This window comes from Photobacterium pectinilyticum (genome assembly GCF_024357955.1).
Taxonomy (GTDB): domain Bacteria; phylum Pseudomonadota; class Gammaproteobacteria; order Enterobacterales; family Vibrionaceae; genus Photobacterium; species Photobacterium pectinilyticum.
On the sequence record NZ_JANEYT010000002.1, the window covers coordinates 21,876 to 44,322 of the forward strand.

The 22,447-nt window shown below is 50.9% G+C and carries 25 protein-coding genes; 14 read left to right on the top strand and 11 right to left on the bottom strand.

Annotation, left to right across the window (positions count from 1 at the left end; all coding sequences use genetic code 11):
• Positions 1 to 20 precede the first annotated feature (20 nt).
• The 4 genes from NHN17_RS01120 to NHN17_RS01135 form a co-directional block, all read right to left on the bottom strand.
• Positions 21 to 590, bottom strand: coding sequence for a TetR/AcrR family transcriptional regulator (locus NHN17_RS01120; RefSeq protein ID WP_255040259.1), 570 nt, complete (start codon positions 588 to 590; stop codon positions 21 to 23).
• Between the two features lie 24 nt (positions 591 to 614).
• Positions 615 to 2,045, bottom strand: coding sequence for a coniferyl aldehyde dehydrogenase (locus NHN17_RS01125; RefSeq protein WP_373689527.1), 1,431 nt, complete (start codon positions 2,043 to 2,045; stop codon positions 615 to 617).
• Between the two features lie 94 nt (positions 2,046 to 2,139).
• Positions 2,140 to 2,721, bottom strand: a complete 582-nt coding sequence (locus tag NHN17_RS01130; protein ID WP_255040261.1) for a tRNA-uridine aminocarboxypropyltransferase — start codon at positions 2,719 to 2,721, stop codon at positions 2,140 to 2,142.
• 85 nt (positions 2,722 to 2,806) lie between these two features.
• Positions 2,807 to 3,850 (bottom strand): COG3650 family protein, encoded by a 1,044-nt coding sequence (locus tag NHN17_RS01135; RefSeq protein ID WP_255040262.1) that lies wholly within the window; start codon positions 3,848 to 3,850, stop codon positions 2,807 to 2,809.
• Between the two features lie 67 nt (positions 3,851 to 3,917).
• On the opposite strand from NHN17_RS01135, the gene NHN17_RS01140 reads away from it, so the two are divergent.
• The gene (locus NHN17_RS01140) at positions 3,918 to 4,376 is read left to right on the top strand and encodes an EVE domain-containing protein (protein WP_255040263.1); all 459 of its coding nucleotides are present in this window, start codon (positions 3,918 to 3,920) and stop codon (positions 4,374 to 4,376) included.
• A 59-nt stretch (positions 4,377 to 4,435) separates the two neighbouring features.
• Here the strand turns inward: NHN17_RS01140 and NHN17_RS01145 are convergent, their stop codons facing one another.
• The 4 genes from NHN17_RS01145 to NHN17_RS01160 all read right to left on the bottom strand — a co-directional run bounded on the left by NHN17_RS01145 (position 4,436) and on the right by NHN17_RS01160 (position 9,030).
• Positions 4,436 to 5,236, bottom strand: a complete 801-nt coding sequence (locus tag NHN17_RS01145; RefSeq protein ID WP_255040264.1) for a Cof-type HAD-IIB family hydrolase — start codon at positions 5,234 to 5,236, stop codon at positions 4,436 to 4,438.
• Between the two features lie 94 nt (positions 5,237 to 5,330).
• Complete coding sequence (locus tag NHN17_RS01150; RefSeq protein WP_255040265.1) at positions 5,331 to 6,332, bottom strand: alpha/beta fold hydrolase; 1,002 nt, start codon at positions 6,330 to 6,332, stop codon at positions 5,331 to 5,333.
• 127 nt (positions 6,333 to 6,459) lie between these two features.
• Positions 6,460 to 7,299, bottom strand: coding sequence for a LysR family transcriptional regulator (locus NHN17_RS01155; RefSeq protein ID WP_255040266.1), 840 nt, complete (start codon positions 7,297 to 7,299; stop codon positions 6,460 to 6,462).
• Between the two features lie 135 nt (positions 7,300 to 7,434).
• Positions 7,435 to 9,030: an AbgT family transporter gene (locus tag NHN17_RS01160; protein WP_255040267.1), complete on the bottom strand. Its 1,596-nt coding sequence runs from the start codon at positions 9,028 to 9,030 to the stop codon at positions 7,435 to 7,437.
• 550 nt (positions 9,031 to 9,580) lie between these two features.
• Here NHN17_RS01160 and NHN17_RS01165 point away from each other — a divergent pair.
• Together NHN17_RS01165 and NHN17_RS01170 are read left to right on the top strand one after the other, a co-directional pair.
• Positions 9,581 to 10,303: an SDR family oxidoreductase gene (locus NHN17_RS01165; RefSeq protein WP_255040268.1), complete on the top strand. Its 723-nt coding sequence runs from the start codon at positions 9,581 to 9,583 to the stop codon at positions 10,301 to 10,303.
• Positions 10,304 to 10,458: 155 nt separating this feature from the next.
• Positions 10,459 to 11,463, top strand: a complete 1,005-nt coding sequence (locus tag NHN17_RS01170; RefSeq protein WP_255040269.1) for an acyltransferase — start codon at positions 10,459 to 10,461, stop codon at positions 11,461 to 11,463.
• A 17-nt stretch (positions 11,464 to 11,480) separates the two neighbouring features.
• On the opposite strand, the gene NHN17_RS01175 is transcribed toward NHN17_RS01170, so the two are convergent.
• Positions 11,481 to 11,816, bottom strand: coding sequence for a DUF2500 domain-containing protein (locus NHN17_RS01175; protein ID WP_255040270.1), 336 nt, complete (start codon positions 11,814 to 11,816; stop codon positions 11,481 to 11,483).
• Positions 11,817 to 12,044: 228 nt separating this feature from the next.
• Here NHN17_RS01175 and NHN17_RS01180 point away from each other — a divergent pair, with 228 nt between their 5' ends.
• From NHN17_RS01180 to NHN17_RS01200, 5 genes are all read left to right on the top strand, one after another.
• Positions 12,045 to 12,410, top strand: a complete 366-nt coding sequence (locus NHN17_RS01180; protein ID WP_255040271.1) for a DUF4145 domain-containing protein — start codon at positions 12,045 to 12,047, stop codon at positions 12,408 to 12,410.
• Between the two features lie 994 nt (positions 12,411 to 13,404).
• A complete protein-coding gene (locus NHN17_RS01185; protein WP_255040272.1) occupies positions 13,405 to 14,031 on the top strand; it encodes a lysoplasmalogenase in 627 nt (208 codons plus the stop codon).
• 80 nt (positions 14,032 to 14,111) lie between these two features.
• Positions 14,112 to 14,432 carry a putative signal transducing protein gene (locus NHN17_RS01190; protein ID WP_255040273.1) on the top strand — a complete coding sequence of 107 codons (321 nt, stop codon included), beginning with the start codon at positions 14,112 to 14,114 and terminating at the stop codon, positions 14,430 to 14,432.
• A 97-nt stretch (positions 14,433 to 14,529) separates the two neighbouring features.
• Entirely contained in the window at positions 14,530 to 14,775 is a 246-nt protein-coding gene (locus NHN17_RS01195; RefSeq protein ID WP_255040274.1) for a YecH family metal-binding protein, read from the top strand.
• Positions 14,776 to 14,945: 170 nt separating this feature from the next.
• Complete coding sequence (locus NHN17_RS01200) at positions 14,946 to 15,536, top strand: YhgN family NAAT transporter (protein WP_255040275.1); 591 nt, start codon at positions 14,946 to 14,948, stop codon at positions 15,534 to 15,536.
• 54 nt (positions 15,537 to 15,590) lie between these two features.
• On the opposite strand, the gene NHN17_RS01205 is transcribed toward NHN17_RS01200, so the two are convergent.
• On the bottom strand, positions 15,591 to 15,857 hold the full coding sequence (locus NHN17_RS01205) for a DUF1145 domain-containing protein (protein WP_255040276.1): 267 nt from the start codon (positions 15,855 to 15,857) through the stop codon (positions 15,591 to 15,593).
• Positions 15,854 to 16,459: a 16S rRNA (guanine(966)-N(2))-methyltransferase RsmD gene (gene rsmD / locus NHN17_RS01210; protein WP_255040277.1), complete on the bottom strand. Its 606-nt coding sequence runs from the start codon at positions 16,457 to 16,459 to the stop codon at positions 15,854 to 15,856. The genes NHN17_RS01205 and rsmD overlap by 4 nt, the downstream gene beginning before the upstream one ends.
• Before the next feature lie 144 nt (positions 16,460 to 16,603).
• On the opposite strand from rsmD, the gene ftsY reads away from it, so the two are divergent.
• From ftsY to glpG, 6 genes are all read left to right on the top strand, one after another.
• The gene (gene ftsY / locus NHN17_RS01215; RefSeq protein ID WP_255040278.1) at positions 16,604 to 17,947 is read left to right on the top strand and encodes a signal recognition particle-docking protein FtsY; all 1,344 of its coding nucleotides are present in this window, start codon (positions 16,604 to 16,606) and stop codon (positions 17,945 to 17,947) included.
• 3 nt (positions 17,948 to 17,950) lie between these two features.
• Positions 17,951 to 18,622, top strand: a complete 672-nt coding sequence (ftsE, locus tag NHN17_RS01220; RefSeq protein ID WP_255040280.1) for a cell division ATP-binding protein FtsE — start codon at positions 17,951 to 17,953, stop codon at positions 18,620 to 18,622.
• Positions 18,609 to 19,535 (top strand): permease-like cell division protein FtsX, encoded by a 927-nt coding sequence (gene ftsX, locus NHN17_RS01225; protein WP_255040281.1) that lies wholly within the window; start codon positions 18,609 to 18,611, stop codon positions 19,533 to 19,535. Before ftsE ends, ftsX begins: the two co-directional genes overlap by 14 nt.
• 122 nt (positions 19,536 to 19,657) lie before the next feature.
• Complete coding sequence (gene rpoH, locus NHN17_RS01230) at positions 19,658 to 20,518, top strand: RNA polymerase sigma factor RpoH (protein WP_255040282.1); 861 nt, start codon at positions 19,658 to 19,660, stop codon at positions 20,516 to 20,518.
• Between the two features lie 471 nt (positions 20,519 to 20,989).
• Complete coding sequence (glpE, locus tag NHN17_RS01235; protein ID WP_255040283.1) at positions 20,990 to 21,319, top strand: thiosulfate sulfurtransferase GlpE; 330 nt, start codon at positions 20,990 to 20,992, stop codon at positions 21,317 to 21,319.
• A gap of 80 nt (positions 21,320 to 21,399) precedes the next feature.
• Positions 21,400 to 22,230, top strand: a complete 831-nt coding sequence (gene glpG, locus NHN17_RS01240; RefSeq protein WP_255040284.1) for a rhomboid family intramembrane serine protease GlpG — start codon at positions 21,400 to 21,402, stop codon at positions 22,228 to 22,230.
• Positions 22,231 to 22,447: the final 217 nt, after the last annotated feature.

Below are 22,447 nucleotides of genomic sequence, written 5' to 3' on the forward strand. Positions count from 1 at the left end.
GGTTTTCTTATCGTTGTATTTTAGGGTTGGGTGACCGGTTGTAGCCCTTGCCAGAGGATCTGGAATGCCCCTTGTTGGTATTGTGTCTGCTGACCCAGTTCAGGTTGCTCGATAAACAGCTGGGCTGTGCTCAGGAAGTGTTGGCGAAAAAAGCTGAGGACCAGCGGCACCGGTAAGGGAGCTAGCTGTCCTTGGCGTTGCGCTTGTTCGACCCTTTCACCAATGAATCCCATGGTCGTTAGCATTAGATCTTGGTGGCGGCTTATAGGGTAGGCTGGGTCGTGGTTGAGCTGGAGCATCAGTTTGAGTTGGTTGGGATGGGTTACCGCCCACTCCAACGCTCGGCTCCATAGCTGCTGAAGTTGATCTTCTAATGCTGTGGTATCGGGCGGGGCGGATAATACCTGGGCCAAATCTTGCTTGGCCTCAAGGTACAGGGTATCTACCAAGTCTTGTTTGTTGGCAAAGTGGTGGAACAGGGTGCCAGTGGCGACCCCCGCCTTACGAGCAATGCTGGCGGTCGATGTTGCCTGTACCCCGTTGGCAACAAACAGGGCCAGTGCGTTATCAAGTAATTGCTGTCTTTTCATTGTGCTCCTGCTTGCACTGTATTTTTAGCGCATAAAGAAAGCCAACATCAGCTTTTGCCACCAGCGATTATAAGGGGGTTTGATCAGCCCTGTGGTGGAGAACTTATGCTGTTTCAGCACTGTTTTGGCCTTAGAGAAGGTAAGGAAGCCTTCTTTGCCGTGGTAATGCCCCATTCCGGACGGGCCAATACCTCCAAACGGGGCATCATCGGCCGCTACTTGCAACAGGGTTTCGTTGATTGCCATCCCGCCTGATATCGTTCCGTCACGGACCTGCTGTTGGGCGGCTGGATCCTGGCTCATTAAATACAGTGCCAGTGGGCGCGAACGTTGCTTAATAAAATCCATGGCATCGGCCAGCTTATTGTATTCAACAACTGGTAGCAGCGGGCCGAAAATTTCTTCCTGCATGACTGTTGCCTGCGGTGGAACATGGCTGAGCAGGTGGGGGACCAACCGGTGGTGAGCATCGCTGCGCGCTTTCTCGTGGCACGGAAAGACATTGGCCCCGAGCTGCTTGGCCTCGTCAAGCCACTGGCACAGACGTTGGTATTGGCGGTCGTTGATCACTGAGGCAAAATCCGGATTGTTCACCCCACCAGGATAATGGCGGTTGAATTGTTCGATAAAGCTGTCGATAAAGGCTTGGGCTTGCCCTTTGGGCACCAGAATATAGTCGGGGGCAACACAGATCTGCCCGGCATTCATGCATTTACCGAATAATGTTCGTTCTACTGCCAAGGCGATAGGCATGTCTTGCGCGACAATGACTGGCGATTTTCCTCCCAACTCGAGGGTCACAGGTGTCAGGTTATCGGCAGCAGCTCGCATTACATGGTGGCCGATAGCGGTAGAGCCGGTAAACAGCAGGTGGTCAAACGGCAGCTGGGTGAAGTGGGCTGCGGCATCAGCCTCGCCCTCGAACACCGCCACGTGATCGGACTGGAAGGTTTCCTCAATGAGAGTACGGAGCACCTGATTGGTGGCAGGGGTAAATTCGCTCAGTTTGATCATCGCCCGGTTGCCTGCGGCCAAAGCTGAAATCAACGGCCCGAGGCTGAGCATCACCGGGAAGTTCCACGGCACGACGATACCCACTACACCGACCGGTTGGTAGTGGACGGCGACCTTGGCGGGGAAGAGCATCAATCCGGCATGGCGTTTGGATGGTTTCATCCAGCCTTTGAGTTTTTTCAGGGTGTAGTTGATGTTATTGATGCAGGGGACAATATCGGCGACAAGGGAGTCTTGGCAGTGACGCTGGCCATAATCCTTGGCCAGAGCTTGGCAGAGCGTCTCCCGGTGCTGTTTGATGGCGCGCTTGAGGGCGGTTAGCTGGCTTTTACGTTCGTCAAGAGAAGGCATGGTTGCTTCTCTGAAGGCCGCTTGCTGGGCGGTAAGCGTGCGGTCCATGTCGGTGCAGTATGCTGGCTGGATCTGGGTATTCTCGGCCACAGTCATCGGTGGGTCTCCCTATCAATAAAACTGACTAGTCAGTCGGTTTTAGTATAGAAGACTTTCCCTGACGCGGCGCTGGAAATTCCCTTTATTATTTTTTGTGGCCACTTTTATCGGCGTGGAACACTTCAATAAAGGCATTAAAGTATTGTTGTAACTGCTCGGCATCTTGGTTGAAGCCTGTGGTTTCGAGCAAGGCGATCCCGGCTTCGCAGGTACACAGGTTGCCTGCTTGTTGATTACGGCGCAAGGCGTAAGCCGAATCGCCCTTTGGGGTGAACGCTATACGCGGCAAGCTAGCCAGCCACGGGCTGCGGCGGATCATCTTGCGCGCTTCCTGCCAGGTGGCATCGATCAGGATAAATAGTGCTGTTTTGTCGTCACTGGATTGGTATGGCACCGCAGGCATGTTGTCATCACCAGGGAACAGCAACCACGGTTGGTACTGGGGATCGGCTAGCATATCCAGCAGCGCTTGCGGAGGGGTGACTCGATCCCATATTTGGCGTAGGCAGTGGGGCAGGCTGCGCTCCATCAACTGGCCAGTGTTGGTGTCTTTGCCCATTTCCTTTGGGTGGGTGAGCAAGACAAAAGCATGCGAACAGGCCAGAGTCGGCTCGGCATCGCAGATGCAATTGTGGTGAAAGCCGCAGCGTGGGCAGGGTGTGGTCATGATGGTCAGTCTGGCCTAAGGGTTATGCCACGGAGTGTGGCATAACCTAAAGGAAAAGTGGAAGGCTTCTTGCTTTAAGAGCGGTCTACTCTTGGATTGGACTGAGTTTGTCGAGGGTCAGGCCACTTTCGCCCAGATCATAGGTTTCACCGTTAATGACCTCTTGGCGGGTCGACAATTGGCCATCTTCACGGGTAAATAGCCTTTCACTGATCAATCGGCGGCCTTGATACTGGGCCATGGTGACTTTTATCTTGCCATGGCCGGCTTGTTGCCAGAAGCCCTTCTCGCTCAGCCCCGGCTGTCCATCACTGTAGCTGTACGCGGTGACCGCCGAGTGATCCGGCAGCAGGTTTAGTGTGGTTGTCAGGACTGTGACACCCAAATCGCTGTGGCCCTGATATTGGCCGACCCAATGCTGGGTAACATCGGTGGCTCCGAGTGTGGCGCAACCGGTATATTCCGTGCCTTGCCATATCAGCGTCGACTGCCAGCCATAAAGGGCATCGCTCATGGTGTCGTTGCACTGGGCCTGAGTCATGGTCAGGGTGAAGTCTCTCCCCTTGTAAGTTTGCTGCCCTGAGCGGATATCGCGGCTGGAAATCGCCTGCTGCTGGGTCGGGTAGCTGATCCGGCTGAGAGAAACGGTGTCCTCGGCGATTTCGACAGTCCACCCTGGCTCATTGCCAAATGCCCGTGTCTTACGTGGCGGTTGCTGGCAGGCCTGATTCATCTCGCTGGCCAGTAAATTGATTTGTTTGACGTTGAAACGGGCATTGTAGCTGGCGGCAAATCCCTCTTCCGGTGCCGGTTCGAGATAACCGATAAACTCGCCGTACATCGGCTCGTATCCGCGTGGTGCGACCGCATTAGCGGCAGGCAGATCACCGGCTGGCAGATGCAGCCAATACTGTTGATTGCTACCACATGGCTGGATGCTGCGGCTTTCGTGGCCGAAGACGACCTGACCGCGCAGCATAAAAGCCTGTACCTTGCCGCTACTGGTGGACACGTCAGGGGTGGTTAGCGCTTCTTCTTCTGGCGTTGGACCGGTGGCAGGATCACTGGCACAGCCTGCTAGCAGCAGGGCGGCGGCTATTGGTACCAGGGGCAGTTGTCGGCATATCATCGGGATCCCTCGTTGTGATAGGCTGGGTATAAAGTCAGTTATACCAGATAAATAAAAGAGTATCAGAATGGCGTATTGGTTATTCAAGACAGAGCCGGACACCTTTTCGATAGACACGCTCAAGCAGCAAAAAGTTTCCTGCTGGGAAGGTGTCAGGAACTATCAGGCGCGAAATATGATGCGTGATGCTATAAAGCTAGGGGATCAGGTGTTGATTTACCATTCTTCCTGCAAGGATGTCGGTGTGGTGGGGATTGCCGAGGTGGTGCGCGAAGCCTATCCAGACCATTTCCAGTTTGATCCCGAGGGGCCGTATTTCGACCCGAAATCCGCCCCGGACAATCCGCGCTGGATCATGGTGGATATCGAATATCGCCGTCACTTGCGTCTTGTGTCATTGAAGCGGATGAAAGCCAATCCCGCTTTGTCTGAGATGCCGCTGGTCAAGCGGGGCAATCGCCTCAGTATCATGCCCGTTAGCGAAGACCAATGGCATGAAATCCTGCAGATGACCGGGCAGTTTTAACACCGCGACACAAAAGGAAGCAGCTCAACTGCTTCCTGATCGTTTTTCCGCTGTGGGCCTTACTTAAGAAAACGTTCACTGAGGTAGTGGGCCACTGCCTCATCGCTGCAGTCGCCGATCATCTCGTTGTCGGGCAGGGCTGCCTTGACCTTGGCATGGGAAGTACCCATTACTAAGCCCTTGCCAGCCATGGTTAGCATCTCGACATCGTTCATCCCGTCACCGAAGGCAATACAATCAGCCAACGCATAGCCCTTTTCTTTGGCAACGGCTTCCAGAGCATGGCCTTTGGATACACCTGTATCCATGACTTCAAGACACCACGGGGTCGAAAAGGCGACATTGGCCTGGTTGCCAAACTCGGCGTTGATTTTATTTTCCCACTCCACCAACTTGTCATGATCGCGGTCGTCGCGGGTGAAGAAAAGCTTGGCCACGCCTTCTAGCGGTGGGTTCTCGACATCAAACAGCTGGTAGCTGAAGCTATCATGGAACTCGCGCAGGGTTGGATCTTCCTGGTTCAGCAGCCAATCATCGTTGCGGTAGATATGGATTCTCAGCTCCGGATCCTGTTTGGTCATCGCAATGATGCCGGTAATGACCTCGGGTTGGACATCCTGCTTGAAGATCACTTCGTTCTTGCAGTTGTGTACCCGGGCGCCGTTGGAGGTGATCATGTAAGCCGGGATCCCCAATTGCTCGCGCAGCCCCGCTACATCAATGTGGTGACGGCCGGTGGCGAAGATGAAGTCTTTACCCTGGTGGTGAAGCTGGTTGAGGGTATCTTTAGTAAATGGGGCAATCTTATGGTCTGGTGTTAGCAGGGTGCCATCCAGATCCGATGCAATAATTTGGTACATGAAACCTCTCGCGGTAGAAACAGAGGCCCAACGCCGAAGCACTGGGGGAACAGTGCAATATTAAACCAGTTCCCCCAAGAGAAAGGAGGCTATTTTATCCGTTGGGTATTTCCGCTTTCCGGAAATGCTCCAGGGCAGAGATCAGCGCCGGACTGCGGTAGGTATCGGTCTCGAACAGCAGCTCGTGGCGAGCGCCTTCAATAACCTTGAACTGGCAGTCACGGTTGGCTTGCACCATGGCCTGATGAAACTGTTGCTGGGCGGCATTATCGATGATGGTATCTTCGCTGGCCTGTAGCAGCAGGATCGGGGTGGAAATGCTGCCCGCCTCGCTGATGCAGCGCTTGGCCGCCGCCAAACCTTGCCACACCCAACGGGCGCTCGGGCCACCGACTTTCAGTTCCGGCTTGTGCTCGTAGAGATCTCGAAACCACTGGTAGCGAACCTTGCTCTGGGTCAACGGGTTGTTGCTAAAGGGTTTGGGGTAATAGGGAACCTGTCCCGGCGCATAGCTTGGCTGGCCCTGCAGCTGTTCCATCGCCCGGGCAAGGGGCGAGGCAATAGGGCGCATCCACTTGTTGATGTTGATGCCGTGCATCGGAGCGCTGAGTACTGCCCGCTCAATAGAACCGGGATGGCGGGCCAGATACAGGCTGGTAATTGTTCCCCCCATCGAGTGGCCGAGCATAAATAGCTGTTGGTAGCCTTTGGGCTTGACCACTGACTCGATGAAGGTGTCTAAATCGTTAACATAGTCATCGAAGTGGCCGACATGGCCCAACTCGGTATCTTCGGCTATTCGGTCGGAGACGCCTTGGCCCCTATGGTCAAGGGCAAAAATATCGTAGCCCTGGCGAACGAGGTCATAAAAAAGCTCTTGGTATTTCCAGTAGCTTTCAACCCGGCCGTTAACCACAATAATGGCTTTATCTGGATTGTTGCCGGTCAAGGCGACCCAGCCAATATTGGTGTGGTTGCTTCCCTGGAACATGCCCTCTTGACGCTGTTGCCACAGGTTGGCGACGGGCCCGGCCATGGTCTCTTCAAAGCAGCTTTCTTGGGATAGTTCAAAAAAAGAGGGGGGCTGGACAGTCATTTATCATCTCGGTTAACAGCATCTGGGCCAAGTATAACCCAATGCCATACAAGATGTTGTCATAAGGCGCTACAGCTTTGGGGGGATGACGACGGTTGCCGTAGATCCCCCACTTCCGCCCGTACGCTTACTGCCGTACAAATTGGCTCAGAGCCTTCACCGTTTCGGTTAGGGCTGGATTTAGTGTCTTGTTGGCCGGGTAACATAACCCGAGCCGGCGAAACATCCGTGGCCCATCAAGCGGGACGGTGACCAGTTCCTTGGCGGTCTCCAGCACCCCGGTTGGTAGGAAGGAAATGCCAAGGCCGGCCTGTACCAGATGCATCACTTGAGTTTTATGCTCGGCCTTGGCAACCAGATTGACCGCCAGCCCGTCGCAGGCTAGTAGGCCGATAGTTTGCTGGTGGGCTTCGCACGGCGGGCATTCGATAAAATCATGCTGGTGGAGCTGTTCCGGTTTGACCTTGTCCAGTTTGGCCAGCGGATGGGATGGCAGCATGCACAGTACATAATCCTCCTCCCACAGCGGCAGAAAAATCTCACCGTTTTGTTTGAACATATCGAGCGTCAGGCGCGCATCCGCGGGCACATCATGATCCACCAATTCTAATAGTACATTCGGAATATGTTCATTGAGGCAGCGGAAAACCCTGGCAAGGGCGGCTTGGCTCAGGTCGGGGAAATTGGCTAACTTGAGTGGCAGGCACTCAGTGCGCTGCTGGAACAACACCGGTAGGCGATTGACGTCCCCGAGCAACCTGACGGCCAGTGGATAAAGGTAATGGGCCTCGTCGGTCAGGTTGACCCCTTTCTTGTGACGCTCGAACAAGGTGGTATTGAGCTCAGCTTCTAGCTGTTTGATGGCGTTGGATATCGATGGCTGGGAGACAAAGCAGCGCTCGGCAGCGAGGGTGATGTTCTTCTCTTCGTAGACGGTGACAAAAAAGCGCAGGAGGCGGAGATCCATGGGAGTGCTCAAGCTGGCAAGTGATGGAGCTTATGATAGCAAAGCGCCTTGGAAAATAACGCTATTGCGGATGTGAGTGTGGGGCTGAAAATACAAAGCCGGGCATAAGCCCGGCTTTGGTAACAGAGTGTCGTGTTAGCCTACGCTGTAGTAGGTCGCAGCGCCTGGACCAACAGGCACACCGAATACGAATACCCATACGTAGAACATCAGGCTCCAGCCAACGATGAAGACGAGTGAGTAAGGCAGCATGGTGGAGATCAGCGTACCTAGGCCTAGGTTCTTCTTGTAGCGAGTTGCTACCGCTAGGATCATACCAAAGTAGCTCATCATCGGCGTGATAATGTTGGTCACCGAGTCACCGATACGGTAAGCCGCCTGAATGGTTTCCGGTGCATAGCCAACCAGCATTAGCATAGGGACAAAGATCGGTGCCGTTACCGCCCACTGTGCCGATGCCGAACCTAGCATTAGGTTGATGAAGCCACACATCAGGATGAAGGCAAAGAACAGTGCCGGGCCAGTCAGACCGATTGACTGCAGGAAGTCAGCACCGCCAACGGCGAACACCTGTCCGAAGTTAGTCCAGCTAAAGAAAGCCACGAACTGAGCGGCGAAGAACACCAGTACGATGTACATGCCCATTGAAGACATGGATTTTGACATCGCATCAATCACATCGCGGTCATTCTTCATGGTGCCGACAACTTTACCGTAGACAAAGCCAGGAACAGCGAAGAAAACGAAGATGAAGGCGACGATACCTTTCAAGAACGGTGAACCTGCAACCATGCCCGTTTCAGGGTGACGCAAGATACCATTTTCCGGCACGATGGTCAGTGCCAGCATGCCTGCCACAACAAGAGCGGCAAGACCTGCCATTTTCAGGCCTTTCTTCTCAAGAGCGGTGATTTTGCCAAGCTTGTCGCTACCGAGATCTTCACTGGCTTCTTCCGGGTTGTATTTACCCAGTTTCGGCTCAACAATCTTTTCGGTAACAAACGCACCCATGATGGTGATAGCAAAGGTTGATGCAAACATGAAGTACCAGTTAGCCTCAGGGCCAACAGAGTAGTTCGGATCGATCATTTGTGCTGCTGTCTGGGTAATGCCCGATAGCAACGGGTCAACCGTACCAAGCAGAAGGTTAGCACTGTAGCCACCAGATACACCGGCAAACGCCGCAGCTAGACCTGCTAGCGGGTGGCGGCCCAGAGAGTGGAATAGCATAGCTGCTAGCGGTACCAGTACCACGTAGCCTAGCTCAGACGCTGTGTTTGAAATGATACCGGCGAAAATAACCACGAAGGTTACCATGCGCTTTGATGCGCCCATAACCAAACCACGCATAGCTGATGACAGCATGCCTGAGTGCTCGGCAATCGCCACGCCCAACATAGCGACCAGTACGGTACCTAGTGGGGCAAAACCGGTGAAGTTGGTTACCAAGTTAGCAACGATTCGTTGTAGGCCTTCTGCATTGAATAGGCTTACAACATGAATCATCCCGTCAGCAGCCCGGCCCGCTGCGCCTTCTGGGCGTGGGTCGACGACAGAGACGCCGAAGTAGCCGGCAATACCGGATAGCACCAGAATAGCCACACAGAAAAGGGCAAAAAGGGTAATTGGGTGTGGTAGCAGGTTGCCTAGCCACTCGACGGTATCTAGAAAACGGGTAAATAACGTTTTCTTCGGTTGTTGTTGTGTTTGCGGTGAAGCAGATGAATGCATCACGACCTCCATTTATCGTTTTAATCCCATCAATGGGTACATCTTTTGTCGCGTGGAAGGTTACGCCATTGTTAACGTCACAAACAAGATATAATTGTGTCAAAATGTGTCGATTGCTTGTTTTTTGTCTGGTTATTGTTAATTTTTGGTTTTTTTGTGCTGTTTGTGTGATGGTTATTCCGTTTGTTAGTGTTGATCTTTATGAAATAGGTTGTCCATTTTTGGTTTGTTAACCTTTGCTCAATAACCGGATATCAATTGATTAGAAATAGCAGCTCGAAAAAGCCGTGCTTACATTCACAAAAAGGGTAATTTTCCTCCAATTAAATTCGCTTGGTAGCATTTTATTAACGGCCGGTTATCATTTTTAGTGGGGCACAGATTGGAAGTAAGAGTACCCATAGCTAAAACTTATGATAAGCAGAGGTAATCGATATTTTTCACTAAGGGATTGGACCGTTATAGTGGCGCCCAACTGCTGGTGGCCACTGGTAATATCCTGGCGGGAAAACGCCCGGGGTGATTGTCTCTTTCTATATAAGGTGAAACTATGTCTAAGTCTCTCGTTGTGATCACTGGCGCAAGTTCTGGTATTGGTGAGGCGACAGCCAGAACATTATCAGCACAAGGTCACCCTCTATTATTGCTGGCTCGTCGTATTGATCGAATGACGGCGTTGGGGCTGCCAAATACCCTTTGCCGCCAAGTGGATGTAACCGATGCCCCGGCATTTTCTGCGGCAATAGAGGAAGCGGAAGCTCAGTTCGGCCCGGTGGATTGTCTGATCAATAATGCTGGAATGATGTTGCTTGGCCTTGCCCATGAGCAAGATCCCGCTGAATGGAAAACGATGTTTGATGTTAACGTGCTGGGCCTGCTAAACGGTATTCATGCGGTGCTGGCCAAGATGAAAGCGCGCCAGGGCGGGACCGTGATCAATATCAGCTCGGTGGCTGGTCGCAAGACGTTCCCTAACCATGCCGCTTATTGTGGTACCAAGTTCGCGGTTCATGCAATTACTGAAAATATTCGTGAAGAAGTGGCTGACGACAACGTGCGCTTTATTACGATTGCTCCTGGCGCGGTGGACACCGAACTGCTAAGCCACACTACCAGTGATGCGATTAAAGCGGGCTATGAAGAGTGGAAAGACGGGATGGGGGGAGTCATTGCGCCGCAGGATATTGCCAATGCCATTAATTATGCTTATCAGCAGCCGCAGCATCTGTGTATTCGTGAAATCGTGTTGGCTGCGACTCGTCAACAGCCATAAGGGTTAGCAGAGATGTGTTTATTCTGAATGTCAGTGTTGGGTGATTTTGTCTGCAAATCCACGCCTATTCAGTTACTTAATATTAATCGCCTGCTATATTCAAAAGGGTATCCCAACGGGATACCCTTTTTAGTTTGTGCAGTGAGGGGGCTGGGGTGAGGGAGAAGGTTCGTTTTTTTGATGTGTTGCGCTGTGTCGCCGCTGTCGCGGTGGTAGTCATACACGTACTGGGCCCTTATCGAGATCAGTTTGGAGTGATGCCCGATAGCGGTTGGGTAACCGCGACCACTTTTAATAGTTTCAGCCGCTGGGCAGTACCCATCTTTATTATGATCACTGGCGCCTTGATGTTGACTGACACCCGGCCGTTTGAACTTGGCTATTATGTCCGCCGTCGACTCGGTAAGGTATTGCTGCCTTTTCTGGTATGGTCGGTGTTTTATGCTTGGTTATCAGGCGTGTCGCCTGCGGGGTTTAATGGTGATGTGGCGCTCGAAACGTTAAAGGCACTGCCGGTACATGAAACCTACTACCACCTTGGGTTTTTCTATTACTTTATCCCGCTCTATTTCGTTGTGCCTTTCCTGCGCCACTTTGTCCAGCATTACGACAGGCAGACGACACTGGCCCTGACCTGGGTATGGCTGGCTCTGACAACCTCGTTCCTGTTCAAAATTGATGGCCCTTGGAACCATGAGCTGGTTTTGTATAGTGGTTACTTACTGTTTGGCTACTGCGTGTATCAGCTGCGTTGGCCGAGCTTGAAGTGGCTACTGCCTCTGGGTATCGTAGCGCTGTTGCTAACCGATGCCATGGTGTTGAGCAATAGTTTTGCTGCCGGGGAATACCAGGTTGGCCGCTGGATGTCTTACAAAACACTCAATACCGCGCTTATCGCCGCCATGATTTTTGCGCTGGGCAGGTATGTGGCAGATAAGATCAGCGAAGGCTGGCTTGATAAGCTGGCCTTTATGAGCCGCTATAGCCTTGGGATCTATTTACTTCACCCTATCTTTTTATGGCCAGTAAGGGCGTATGACTGGTACTTCCTGCCACCGGTGCTGATGATCCCGTTCTGGACGGTGATCATCACGGCATTGGCCCTTGCTGCCAGCTGGCTATTGGGAAAAAGCCCTAAAACCGCTTGGTTAGTGCCTTGAGTTTGAGGCCAAAAAGCTCACTCATCCCGGTGTCGAGCAAAGTGGCGGAATGTGACGCCTTGGTAGGTCATGATTCCCTTATCTCCTGGGTTAAGGGCATGGAAATAATGGATACCCACCATAAACTCACGTTTTGGCCCGCCTTTTGTCGGCTGCACATAAATCCAGTATTCCTCGTCGTCCTCCCCCTGGCGAGCACCAATAACCGGTGAGCTTTGCTTGTCGAGGATCTGGACTTCGGCTTGCTTTTCCGGGGCATTCTCACCCACGGTGTGTTGGCGGTAGACTCGGATGAAGCAAAATATAGCAATGGCTAGCAGAGCTAGGATGATAATGGGAACGCTGGTTGGCATAGGACTTCCTTGTTGTACGCAACGAGAACTCATTATTGGGCAAGTCTTGATTACTGGATATGATCAGTCGTAAAAAGCGTGATCGCTGCAAGTATGGTTTTAATGGATATACGACCCAGTCCTGCAAGTATTCCTTGGTGGTATCTGCGCTCTCTGGGAGACGCAGTACTTTGCTTTAGTGCAAAGTCGAGGTAAGTTAGTAGAAAGAGTGAGCAAGGAAGAGATTAGATGGCAAACATTGAGTTAGTGGTAACACGTTCAAGGCGGATTGAAAGCCTATTGCGTGAGCATTACCATGCTGAGGGCAAGGGCTTGCACCAGCTGATCACTAGTTGTGAAGAACGCCTGCCACACGAAATTATTCCAAAGTTACGTTTTATTGCTTCTGTCCGTAACAAAACCGTGCATGAAGAAGGGTATAAGCTCGACGACAAGAAAGGGTTTATTGCTGCTTGTAATGCATGCGAAAAGGAACTTACCCCGCGAAGTGGCCGTTTTGTCTGGACGGCAGCTGTATTATTGGTTGTTGGGGTGACTGCGCTGGCAATATGGTTCTATTCCCTTCATTGGCACCGGATCGATTTGACCCCTTAACGGGTGGTAAGGTCAACAGTCTGTGGTATAGACTTCTCTGGCGAATGGAATTTATTGGATAAAACAAAAAAGGTGCCGAAAGGCACCTTTTTTTTGAATTTTTTTTGCTTAATAAATCACTGGCAGCGTCATTAATCCGACAACCACTGCGATCATCATAAGGCCTTGTTTTTGTGAAGGTGTGAACATGCAGAGGCTCCTTGTAGCTGCTGAGTTGATGTTGTAAATAAGAATAGCACTTATTTTATGCTTTTATCAAGCTGAATTGTCATATTGTTGTCATAAAAATAATTTATGGAGGCTGGTTTGAGCCTTGTATGGTTAAGTGAACTGTGTTTTTTGGCGTGGTTGAAAATTGTTCTGATTGAGGTGGTTGATGGCTTGTTGTTTTTAATCTATTGGTTTTTAGGTTTTTTTTATTGTGTCGTGGTTGGTTTTTCATTGTGATTTTTTGGTTTTTGTATTTTTGCTTTAAAATTGGCGTCAAGCGTCCTTGCTGATCGAAAGTGGTATTAATTGCTGTCTTTCAACTTGTCGATTAGTCACTTTTAACGATTTATAAGCTTTTGAAGTGCATATTTGCGTTGGTTTTATGTATTTGCCTTAAGTGATTAGCGCTAAGTACTGTTTTTGAATGGGGCGTGGTTAAATTACGGTAAAGATATTTTTTTGTCTTTTATCTTTTTGTATTTTAGGGCTTTTAACTGTTGTTCTGGAGGGGGTACTCGGTGTTTTGGCTTTGCTTTTGAGTGTGCTGACTAGTGCTATAGACAAAAAAGAAGGTTTAAGCCATGCCAAACGTTTGCTATTTCGTTTTTCTAATCGGTGATATCAAGATGTTCATAGAAGATCCGCTGAGTTGATGATAAATATGATTCGCCGCTAGTTATTGACCTTCCTTGCTAGACAATCGCCTGTTAGATCCTAAACTGTGCTAGCCACTGAGTGCTCAGCATTTTGCCCTGTGCAATTCCATAATAATAACGGTGAAACTATGTGGGTTTGGTTAGCCATTTCTCTTTCTGCTCTTCTACACATCACAGCCGCGTACCATGGTCCCCGCTGGCAATTTTATCTATTCAAGCCTGTTACTTTGCTAATGTTGCTTGTCGTCGCGTGGCCGGCTGGTGATGGCGGGATCTATCACTTGGCTATCTTGTTGGGGCTGGTATTGTCCGTTGTGGGCGATGTTTTTCTTATGTGGCCCAAAGATCGGTTTATCCCCGGCTTGGTGGCCTTCGCCCTGGCGCATATCAGTTATTCTGTGGCGTTCTGGTCCCAGCTTGGTAGCCAGATTGTTTGGTGGCTGCCTGCTATGCTGGCTGCCGCCGGTGTGATTGTTTTCCTGTTGTTACTGCCCTCGCTGGGAAAGATGCTGATACCGGTTGCTGTCTATATTGCCGTTATCTCCCAAATGGCCTGGGCGGCCGGTGAATTTTGGCTAACCACAGCAACAACGCCGGCACTGTTGGCTTTTGTTGGGGCGGCAATCTTTATGTTTTCCGATCTCTGTTTGGCGATTGATCGCTTTCGTGGGCCGTTTAAAGCGGCAACCTCAATGATCATGACCAGCTATTTTCTTGCCCAGTCGTTATTTGTTGCCACCTTGCTGGCCGTGTAGTGACTGATAAATGAAACTATTCCAGCCATTAGCCTGTCTGTAGATCATACTGGTAGCAGGCAACAGGTATGGGGAAGGCTATGTCAGAAGTGTGGTGTAAAATCTACGATGCCGGTAACGCCCTTGAAGCGCATAGCCTTAAGGGGATGCTGGAAGCCAGGCAAATTGAGGTTCAGCTCAGCGGCGAGGGGCTAGGTGCCGCCGCCGGTGAGCTGCCAGCCAATGTGGTAGAAGTCGGCTTATGGGTAAAAGCGTCTCAGCAATCCAGTGCCCAGTTACTGTTAGAGCAGTATGAACATGCCGATCCGTCGGGGTGGTTCTGCCCGGTTTGTGGGGAGGCCAATGGCAGCCAGTTCGAATTGTGTTGGCAGTGCGGGCAGGACAGGTTGGCGGAGCTATAAACATACATATAAAATGCATTAATTTGTTTTTGGTCAAATATTCCGCTGCAGGTGGCCGTTACAATGGTGAAATTGTGCGGTGAAGAGAATACTTACGATGAGTGATAATCAAGTTCATGCCCATAACCTGTTGAATATGTTATTGGCCGCTGAAACCCCATATACCTTTGCTAGCCTGAAGCAGGCGATTGTTGCTGAATATGGCGAAGATGTGCGTTTCTATACGTGCAGCCAGCAAGACCTGACATTTGATGCTTTGATGACTTTCCTATTAGATCGTCGTAAGGTGCTACAGGACGGCGAGTATGTCGCGGCAAACCGTGAACGGATGTGCAACCACTAGTTCTGTTTTTAGTTGGCTAGCGCCCGCTAGCCGCTTTGATACATGGGTGGTAAAAATATCGCCACCCTGCTGATGCTTTGTTATACTCCTCCGCCTCTGATTGGCTTTCTGGCTGATCGTTCTTAATTCTTAATACTTCTTTTACTTTTTCTCTATCTGAGGTCTGCTCTGTGGAAATTATTTCTGCGGCGGTCATGCTATTTCTGATCATGGATCCGCTCGGCAATTTGCCGGTTATGTTGTCTATCTTGCGGCATATTGAGCCTAAGCGTCGTCGCTTTATTATGGTTAGGGAGCTGTTGATTGCTTTGGTGATCTTGCTGTTGTTCCTGTTCGGTGGCCAGAAAATGCTGAACTTCCTGCATGTCTCGACAGAGACCGTCAGCATCTCCGGCGGTATCATTTTATTCTTGATAGCGATTAGGATGATTTTCCCGCAGCCCGGTGGGGTAACTGGACTTGCCGCGGGTGAAGAGCCATTTATTGTGCCGATGGCGATCCCGATGATTGCCGGACCGTCAGTGCTGGCATCGCTGCTGTTGTTATCGAATCAGGATCCAGGCCGTACTACGGATTGGGTGATTGCCGTGTTGTTGGCGTGGGGAGCATCATTTGTGATTTTGATGTTCTATGAAGTGTTCAACCGCTTACTTGGCGAGAAGGGACTCAAGGCCGTTGAGCGCTTGATGGGGTTGTTATTGATCATGATATCGACCCAGATGTTCCTGGATGGGATCCGAAAATTTTTCATGATGTCTTAATGGAAAAAGAGCGAGGTTATTAATCTCGCTCTTTTTTTTCAATTTTTGCTGGTTTTACATCATATGCTTGCGTCGGATATCAAGCAGGGCAAAAATGCCGAAGATCAATATTGACCACTTTTCCCAGCGGGTCATGGTAATTTTGTCACCGAAAGCACCGATGAAAATCAGCATTTGCAGGCCATGCATCATGAACAAGAACCCGGTCATGATATAGAGTGCCATTGCTGCGACCCCAGGAAACGGGTGAAAAATGTTGATTAGCAAAATCAGCCAGACAAAGCCGATCGCCGCTTTAGCAAGTAAAATCAGTGCTTTCATGCTCCCTCTCTTTCGAATAAGCGGTAACAGACCTGTCCCGCTGTTTTTTCCCTGTGAAGTTGCCAGTGGGCTGGCGTCACTGGTTCTCCGAATTCTTTTTCTGCTTCAATGTAAATAACGGCATGGGGCGATAGCCAGTTATTTAGTTCAAGCAGAGCTATCGCTTCATCAAGCAGGCCTTTGCGAAAAGGAGGGTCGATAAACACCACATCATGCGGGGTGCCAGACTGCTTTAAGAACGCCAGGCTGTCGGTATTGAGTACCTTGGCGTTGTCGGCATCGAGCGTTGCTCGGTTTTTTTCTAGCTGTTCAGCGGCTTTTTTGTCGAGCTCTAGCATGGTGACATGGCTAGCTCCTCGGGAAAGGGCCTCAAAGCTTAAACTGCCGCTGCCGGTGAACAGGTCAAGGCAGCGGGACTCAATAATGTCTTGCGCCAACCAGTTGAAAACGGTCTCTTTGACTCGATCTGTGGTCGGGCGAAGGCCTTCAACGTCGTGAACGGGCAGTTTACGCCCGCGCCAGCGCCCGCTGATGATCCTTACGAACCCGTCACGGCCACTGTTTGGCGTATTTTGCCCTGATTGTTGTCTGCGTCTTGTCATAGATTTCTTCGACCGTTTAGAAAATGATAGTATACCTAAACCCCTCGGCAGTATGCGAAAACAAGCATGCCGAAATTATGCCGCTGAGGGAATACACCTGTGTTTAGGCCGCAAATTGTACCAATCAAGCTCTAGGATTTGCCAATGGCAGAAAAAAAGAAACGCGGATTATTTTCGTGGTTGGGTTTTGGCTCTGAGGAGCAAACCGAACAAAATCAAGAACAATCAACTGTTTCAGCTGAAGCTGACGCGGTAAAAGAACAATCGAATGAACAGCTAGATGTTGAGGCTGCAGCGAAAGCAGCGGCGGACGCCGAAGCCGAGGCGGCAGTGAAAGCAGCGGCGGACGCCGAAGTCGAAGCGGCAGCGAAAGCAGCGGCGGACGCCGAAGCCGAGGCGGCAGCGAAAGCAGCGGCGGACGCCGAAGCCGAGGCGGCAGCGAAAGCAGCGGCAGAAGCCGAAGCTGAAGCTCAAGTGACTGCTGAGGAAGAAGCCAAGGCACAAGAAACCCGGTTGCAAGAAAATCAGTTACAAGATGCTGAGGCCCTGCAAGAAAAACCGAAGAGCGAAGGCTTCTTCGCCCGCTTGATGCGTGGCCTGAAGAAAACTAAGAGTAATTTCGGCTCGGGCTTTGCCAGCTTGTTCCGTGGCAAGAAAATTGACGATGATTTGTTCGAGGAGCTGGAAGAGCAGCTGCTGATGGCTGATGTCGGTATGGACACGACGCTTAAGATCATCGAAAACCTGACCGAAAAAGCTGATCGCAAATCATTGAAAGATGGTGATGCCCTGTATGGCCTGCTGAAAGAAGAGTTGGCCGACATGCTGGCCAAGGTCGAGCAGCCGTTGCTAATTGATGATGCTAAGAAGCCCTATGTGATCTTGATGGTTGGGGTGAACGGTGTCGGTAAGACCACTACCATAGGTAAACTGGCCAAGCAGTTCCAGAGTCAGGGTAAATCAGTGATGCTGGCCGCCGGTGATACCTTCCGTGCCGCGGCGGTTGAACAGCTGCAAGTTTGGGGTGAGCGTAACAATGTCCCCGTTGTTGCCCAGCACACTGGGGCTGACAGTGCCTCGGTGATTTACGATGCAATCGAGTCGGCCAAGGCGAAAAACGTTGACGTGGTGATCGCCGATACTGCCGGACGCCTGCAAAACAAAGGCAACCTGATGGAAGAATTACGCAAGATTGTCCGCGTGATGAAGAAGGTTGACGTGCATGCGCCGCATGAAATTATGCTAACCGTCGACGCCGGTACTGGACAGAATGCGATCAGCCAGGCCAAGTTGTTCAGCGAGGTGGCACCGGTGACCGGTATTACCCTGACCAAACTGGACGGCACCGCTAAAGGTGGTGTGATCTTTGCGATTGCCGATCAGTTCAATATTCCAATCCGCTACATCGGTATTGGTGAAGGGATCGAGGATTTACGCCCGTTTGCGGCGGATGAATTTATCGAAGCGCTGTTTAGTGACGAGGATTAAAGTGTGATTCGGTTTCAGCAGGTAAGTAAGGCTTATCGGGGCGGACGCCAAGCCCTGCAAAAGGTCGATTTCCATCTGCAACCAGCAGATATGGCGTTTCTGACCGGGCATTCGGGTGCGGGTAAGAGTACCCTGCTGAAACTGATCTGTGCCATCGAGCGTCCAAGTGACGGCAAGATCATATTCAATGGGCATGATATAACTCGTCTTGAGAATAAGCAGATCCCGTTCCTACGTCGCAATATCGGTATTATATTTCAGGACCATAAGTTGTTGATGGATAGGACTATCTACGACAACGTAGCGCTGCCGCTGCGGGTCGAACTGGCCACTGAGAATGAGATCAAGCGCCGAGTATCGGCGGCACTCGACAAGGTCGGCCTGCTGGACAAGGCCCGTTGTCTACCGGTCCAGCTCTCCGGGGGCGAGCAACAGCGGGTGGGTATTGCCCGGGCGATAGTCAACAAGCCGATGTTATTACTGGCCGATGAGCCGACCGGTAATCTTGACGCGGCGTTATCACGCCAGATCATGTCATTGTTCGAAGAATTCAACCGGGTCGGAGTCACGGTGCTGATGGCGACCCACGACACTTCATTGCTGACCACCCATCACTACCGCCGGTTGGATCTGCATCAGGGACAATTGAGGGAGTTAGCCAGTGGCGCAAAATAAAACCGGCTTTTTTGCCTTGCACAAACAGCAATGTAAGCAGTCACTCGCTGACATGATACGCCGTCCGCTGGGCAACATCCTGACCTTGGCAGTATTGGCTTTTGCCTTGACCCTGCCGACCAGCTTCTATCTGTTTGCCAAGAATGTCACTCTAGTGGCGCAGGTGTGGCAGAACCCGACTCAGATGACGGTATATGTAGAGCCGGGTACGTCGGCAGGACGGGTTAAGCAATTGCATGATGAACTGGTCCAATGGCCAGAGATCGAATCGCTGGAATCTATTTCTCCTGAACAGGGACTGGTTGAATTTCGCCAGCAGGCGGGGTTTGAACAAGCCCTGAGTCTGCTTGATGACAATCCGTTGCCTGCAGTGTTGATAGTCAAGCCGACCGAGGCTTGGCAACTGGATGCTAAGGCGACCGAACTCGCCTCGCGTCTGCGCCTCGAGAACGGGGTGGATGAAGTACGTCTCGACAGCGATTGGCTCCAGCGTTTGGCTGCGATTAAGCAACTTGTGGTTATTCTGGCTATGATTATCTCCGGGCTGATGCTGTTTGCGGTGTTCTTGATTGTTGGAAATACCCTGCGTTTGCAGGTACTTAACCAGCGTGATGAAATTCAGGTTATGAAGCTGGTCGGGGCTACCGACAGTTTTATCCTGCGCCCTTATCTCTATACCGGTGTTTGGTATGGTTTGATCGGCGGTGTGGCGGCATGGGTCCTGACTGCATTGGTTGCGATGCTGCTGGATGGCGCAGTAGCCCACTTGGCTAATTTGTATGACAGCCCGTTTAGAATGGTCGGTTTTAGCTGGGATGAATCATTGATTTTGTTGATGATATCGGTTTTTCTTGGCTTATTGGCTGCGCGTTTGTCTGCCGGGCGTCATTTGAAAGAAATTGAACCTATCTGACATTTTTAACTCTACAAATAGTGTAAATTACGCGGCTTACTTGCAATGGGGCCTATTTTACAGGCATCATTGGCGGTTCATGCAATTTCGCATTGGTACAAAAAATAAACGAGGTTTGTTGAATGACAAAAGAGATGACTTCAATGGCTCTGGTTACTGCAGATAGTCTGGATAGTTATGTCCAGAGCGTTAACGGCTATCCTATGCTGTCGGCGGAGCAGGAGCGCGAGTTAGCTGAGCGTCTTCATTTTGATGGTGATCTTAATGCTGCGAAAGCATTGGTTATGTCTCATCTGCGCTTTGTTGTTCACATCGCTCGTGGCTATTCTGGCTACGGCTTGCCAATGGCTGATTTGGTTCAGGAAGGCAATATTGGCTTGATGAAAGCCGTCAAGCGATTCAATCCGGAAGTCGGGGTTCGCTTGGTGTCATTTGCTGTTCACTGGATCAAAGCTGAGATCCATGAGTATGTTCTACGTAACTGGCGTATTGTTAAGGTTGCGACAACCAAAGCCCAGCGCAAATTGTTCTTTAACCTTCGTAAGGCCAAAAAGCGTCTTGGTTGGTTCAACAATGATGAAGTCGCGATGGTCGCCGAGCAGCTCGGTGTTGAGGCGAACGAAGTTCGTGAAATGGAGTCCCGCCTTGCAGCCCAAGATCCGGCTTTTGAAATGCCAGCCGAAGATGATGATCGCGGCATTAGCTACAGTGCGCCAGCGTATTATCTTGAAGATAAGTCATCGGATGTAGCCTTGAGCGTTGAGGAAAACAACTGGGAAGCCCACGCGAATAACCGTTTATCTAACGCCCTATCTGGCCTTGATGAGCGAAGCCAGCACATTGTGCGCTCGCGTTGGTTGGAAGATAGCAAGTCGACCTTGCAAGAGCTGGCAGAACACTACCAGGTTTCAGCCGAGCGGATCCGCCAGCTAGAGAAAAATGCGATGAAAAAGCTTAAGGAAGCAGTGGGGGATTTTGCCTGAGGATCTTCGGCAAACTATCCACAAATCGCGAAGAGATAAAACCAGCCATAGGCTGGTTTTTTTGTGCCTAAAATCCGGGAGATACCTCACAAAAACAAGGCGAAATGTGACGTTAAAAGGGTTTTATCCACAGCTTTTTACATGATCCGATCTACATGTAGTGGATCCAATTTTTACAAAACACATTATCAACGCAATCCACAGCGTTGTCCACAGCTGGTGGTGTTTTAATCATCTTGAGGTCGGGGGATTGGCTGCTCTTATTGTCAGCCCTTGCCATACGCGGCTTCAGCTTCGTTTTTCGTTTGGCTGATATCCCTATTTATTCGATGGGGTTGTGAGTAACTTGATCGGTTACAATGGAAAAATAAGATGGTGTGAGAGGGTTTCAGCCAAAACGGACGATCGTCACATTTTTCCTGGGCGGGTGTTCCCGCCTGTTGATCAATACCAATAAGAGTCAGCGTAATTATGGATCAATTTGAACATATTTCTGCCGAGCAGGCCCATGTCTTGCTTACGAAGGATGGCAGCGAAGCGGTGCTGGTGGATATCCGCGATCCTCAGTCCTATGCCCTTAGCCATCCTGAAGGCGCGTTCCATCTAACTAATGATACAATGGTCGCGTTTATGGATGAGGTTGATTTCGAGCAACCTGTGATTGTGATGTGTTACCACGGTGTCAGCAGCCAAGGGGCAGCCCAGTACTTGCTTCATCAGGGCTTCGATTGTGTCTACAGCCTCGATGGTGGGTTTGAGGCCTGGAAACGCAGCGCATTTCCGTGTATCCAGATGGCCTGATCCCAAAGACGGCGGCGGGACAGGTATCGCTTGGCTTCATCACTTGATGTAGCCGAAAGTCTTTCACTGTGGAGATTGATATGCACCGCTTAGCCGGATTGAACAACCCCCGCCAGGCGCAGGCGTTTATTGATTATATGGCCTCGCGTGGTATTTCGCTGGTAATGGCACCCGAACCCGAGGGGCTGTTTGCCTTGTGGCTGGAAGACGGACAGCATTGGGTGGAAGTAGAGGCTGAGCTCAACCAGTTTCTTTCCAATCCCTCTGATCGTAAGTACCAGGCAGCATCATGGGAGGTGGCTGAAAGTCGGACCGCCAAATTCCATTATCGCAGCCCTAGTTTACTCGGTTTGGTACGCGCCCAAGCCGGGCCGTTCACGCTCTTGGTGATGGCTGTTTCGGTCGTGATTTACCTGCTTTGGCTACTGGGATTGCAACAGCCCGTTTTTGCCCTGATGCACTTTCCGTTGATGGAGGGAGATGAGTGGCAGCTGTGGCGCTTTTTCTCCCATGCGCTGATCCACTTCTCGACCCTGCACGTGATCTTCAATTGTCTGTGGTGGTGGATCCTAGGTGGCCAGCTCGAACGGCACAGTGGCAGTGCTAAGCTTCTTCAGGTTTTTCTGATCTCGGCGTTGATCTCAGGGTTTGCCCAATTTTGGTTCCATGGCCCGAACTTCGGCGGCTTGTCTGGCGTGGTCTATGCCTTATTGGGTTATATTTGGTGGATGGGGTGGCTGGCGCCGCAACGCGGCTTATCCATTCCCAAGCCTTATGTCGTCTTTATGATCGCCTGGTTGGTGTTGGGGTTTGCCGATGTACTGGGCATGTCCATAGCCAATATGGCCCACCTCTTTGGCTTGCTCAGTGGCTGTGCCCTGGGGTGGGTGGATGCGAAGTTACGCCGATAGGTCTATGTTGGCGCTAAAAGAAGGTGAATATCTGTAATAGGGTGTTCACCTTTTTTGTTGATATATCAAGCTAGTCCATACTTTCAGTGAAATCCCCCCGCATATTACTCCCAAGGCAGCGATTTAATCTGCATATTTGACAACATTCACATTTTCTTACCTTCATTAGAGCAATAATTTGCATACGTTGAGTGAAATTGATTACTTTCGCTCGCCT

Excerpts from the sequence above, each read along its gene's own strand:
- NHN17_RS01120 (WP_255040259.1), bottom strand. The coding sequence starts at position 590 with ATGAAAAGACAGCAATTACTTGATAACGCACTGGCCCTGTTTGTTGCC.
- NHN17_RS01130 (WP_255040261.1), bottom strand. The coding sequence starts at position 2,721 with ATGACCACACCCTGCCCACGCTGCGGCTTTCACCACAATTGCATCTGC.
- NHN17_RS01135 (WP_255040262.1), bottom strand. The coding sequence starts at position 3,850 with ATGATATGCCGACAACTGCCCCTGGTACCAATAGCCGCCGCCCTGCTG.
- NHN17_RS01140 (WP_255040263.1), top strand. The coding sequence starts at position 3,918 with ATGGCGTATTGGTTATTCAAGACAGAGCCGGACACCTTTTCGATAGAC.
- NHN17_RS01145 (WP_255040264.1), bottom strand. The coding sequence starts at position 5,236 with ATGTACCAAATTATTGCATCGGATCTGGATGGCACCCTGCTAACACCA.
- NHN17_RS01150 (WP_255040265.1), bottom strand. The coding sequence starts at position 6,332 with ATGACTGTCCAGCCCCCCTCTTTTTTTGAACTATCCCAAGAAAGCTGC.
- NHN17_RS01155 (WP_255040266.1), bottom strand. The coding sequence starts at position 7,299 with ATGGATCTCCGCCTCCTGCGCTTTTTTGTCACCGTCTACGAAGAGAAG.
- NHN17_RS01160 (WP_255040267.1), bottom strand. The coding sequence starts at position 9,030 with ATGCATTCATCTGCTTCACCGCAAACACAACAACAACCGAAGAAAACG.
- NHN17_RS01165 (WP_255040268.1), top strand. The coding sequence starts at position 9,581 with ATGTCTAAGTCTCTCGTTGTGATCACTGGCGCAAGTTCTGGTATTGGT.
- NHN17_RS01175 (WP_255040270.1), bottom strand. The coding sequence starts at position 11,816 with ATGCCAACCAGCGTTCCCATTATCATCCTAGCTCTGCTAGCCATTGCT.
- NHN17_RS01180 (WP_255040271.1), top strand. The coding sequence starts at position 12,045 with ATGGCAAACATTGAGTTAGTGGTAACACGTTCAAGGCGGATTGAAAGC.
- NHN17_RS01185 (WP_255040272.1), top strand. The coding sequence starts at position 13,405 with ATGTGGGTTTGGTTAGCCATTTCTCTTTCTGCTCTTCTACACATCACA.
- NHN17_RS01190 (WP_255040273.1), top strand. The coding sequence starts at position 14,112 with ATGTCAGAAGTGTGGTGTAAAATCTACGATGCCGGTAACGCCCTTGAA.
- NHN17_RS01195 (WP_255040274.1), top strand. The coding sequence starts at position 14,530 with ATGAGTGATAATCAAGTTCATGCCCATAACCTGTTGAATATGTTATTG.
- NHN17_RS01205 (WP_255040276.1), bottom strand. The coding sequence starts at position 15,857 with ATGAAAGCACTGATTTTACTTGCTAAAGCGGCGATCGGCTTTGTCTGG.
- rsmD (WP_255040277.1), bottom strand. The coding sequence starts at position 16,459 with ATGACAAGACGCAGACAACAATCAGGGCAAAATACGCCAAACAGTGGC.
- ftsY (WP_255040278.1), top strand. The coding sequence starts at position 16,604 with ATGGCAGAAAAAAAGAAACGCGGATTATTTTCGTGGTTGGGTTTTGGC.
- rpoH (WP_255040282.1), top strand. The coding sequence starts at position 19,658 with ATGACAAAAGAGATGACTTCAATGGCTCTGGTTACTGCAGATAGTCTG.
- glpE (WP_255040283.1), top strand. The coding sequence starts at position 20,990 with ATGGATCAATTTGAACATATTTCTGCCGAGCAGGCCCATGTCTTGCTT.
- glpG (WP_255040284.1), top strand. The coding sequence starts at position 21,400 with ATGCACCGCTTAGCCGGATTGAACAACCCCCGCCAGGCGCAGGCGTTT.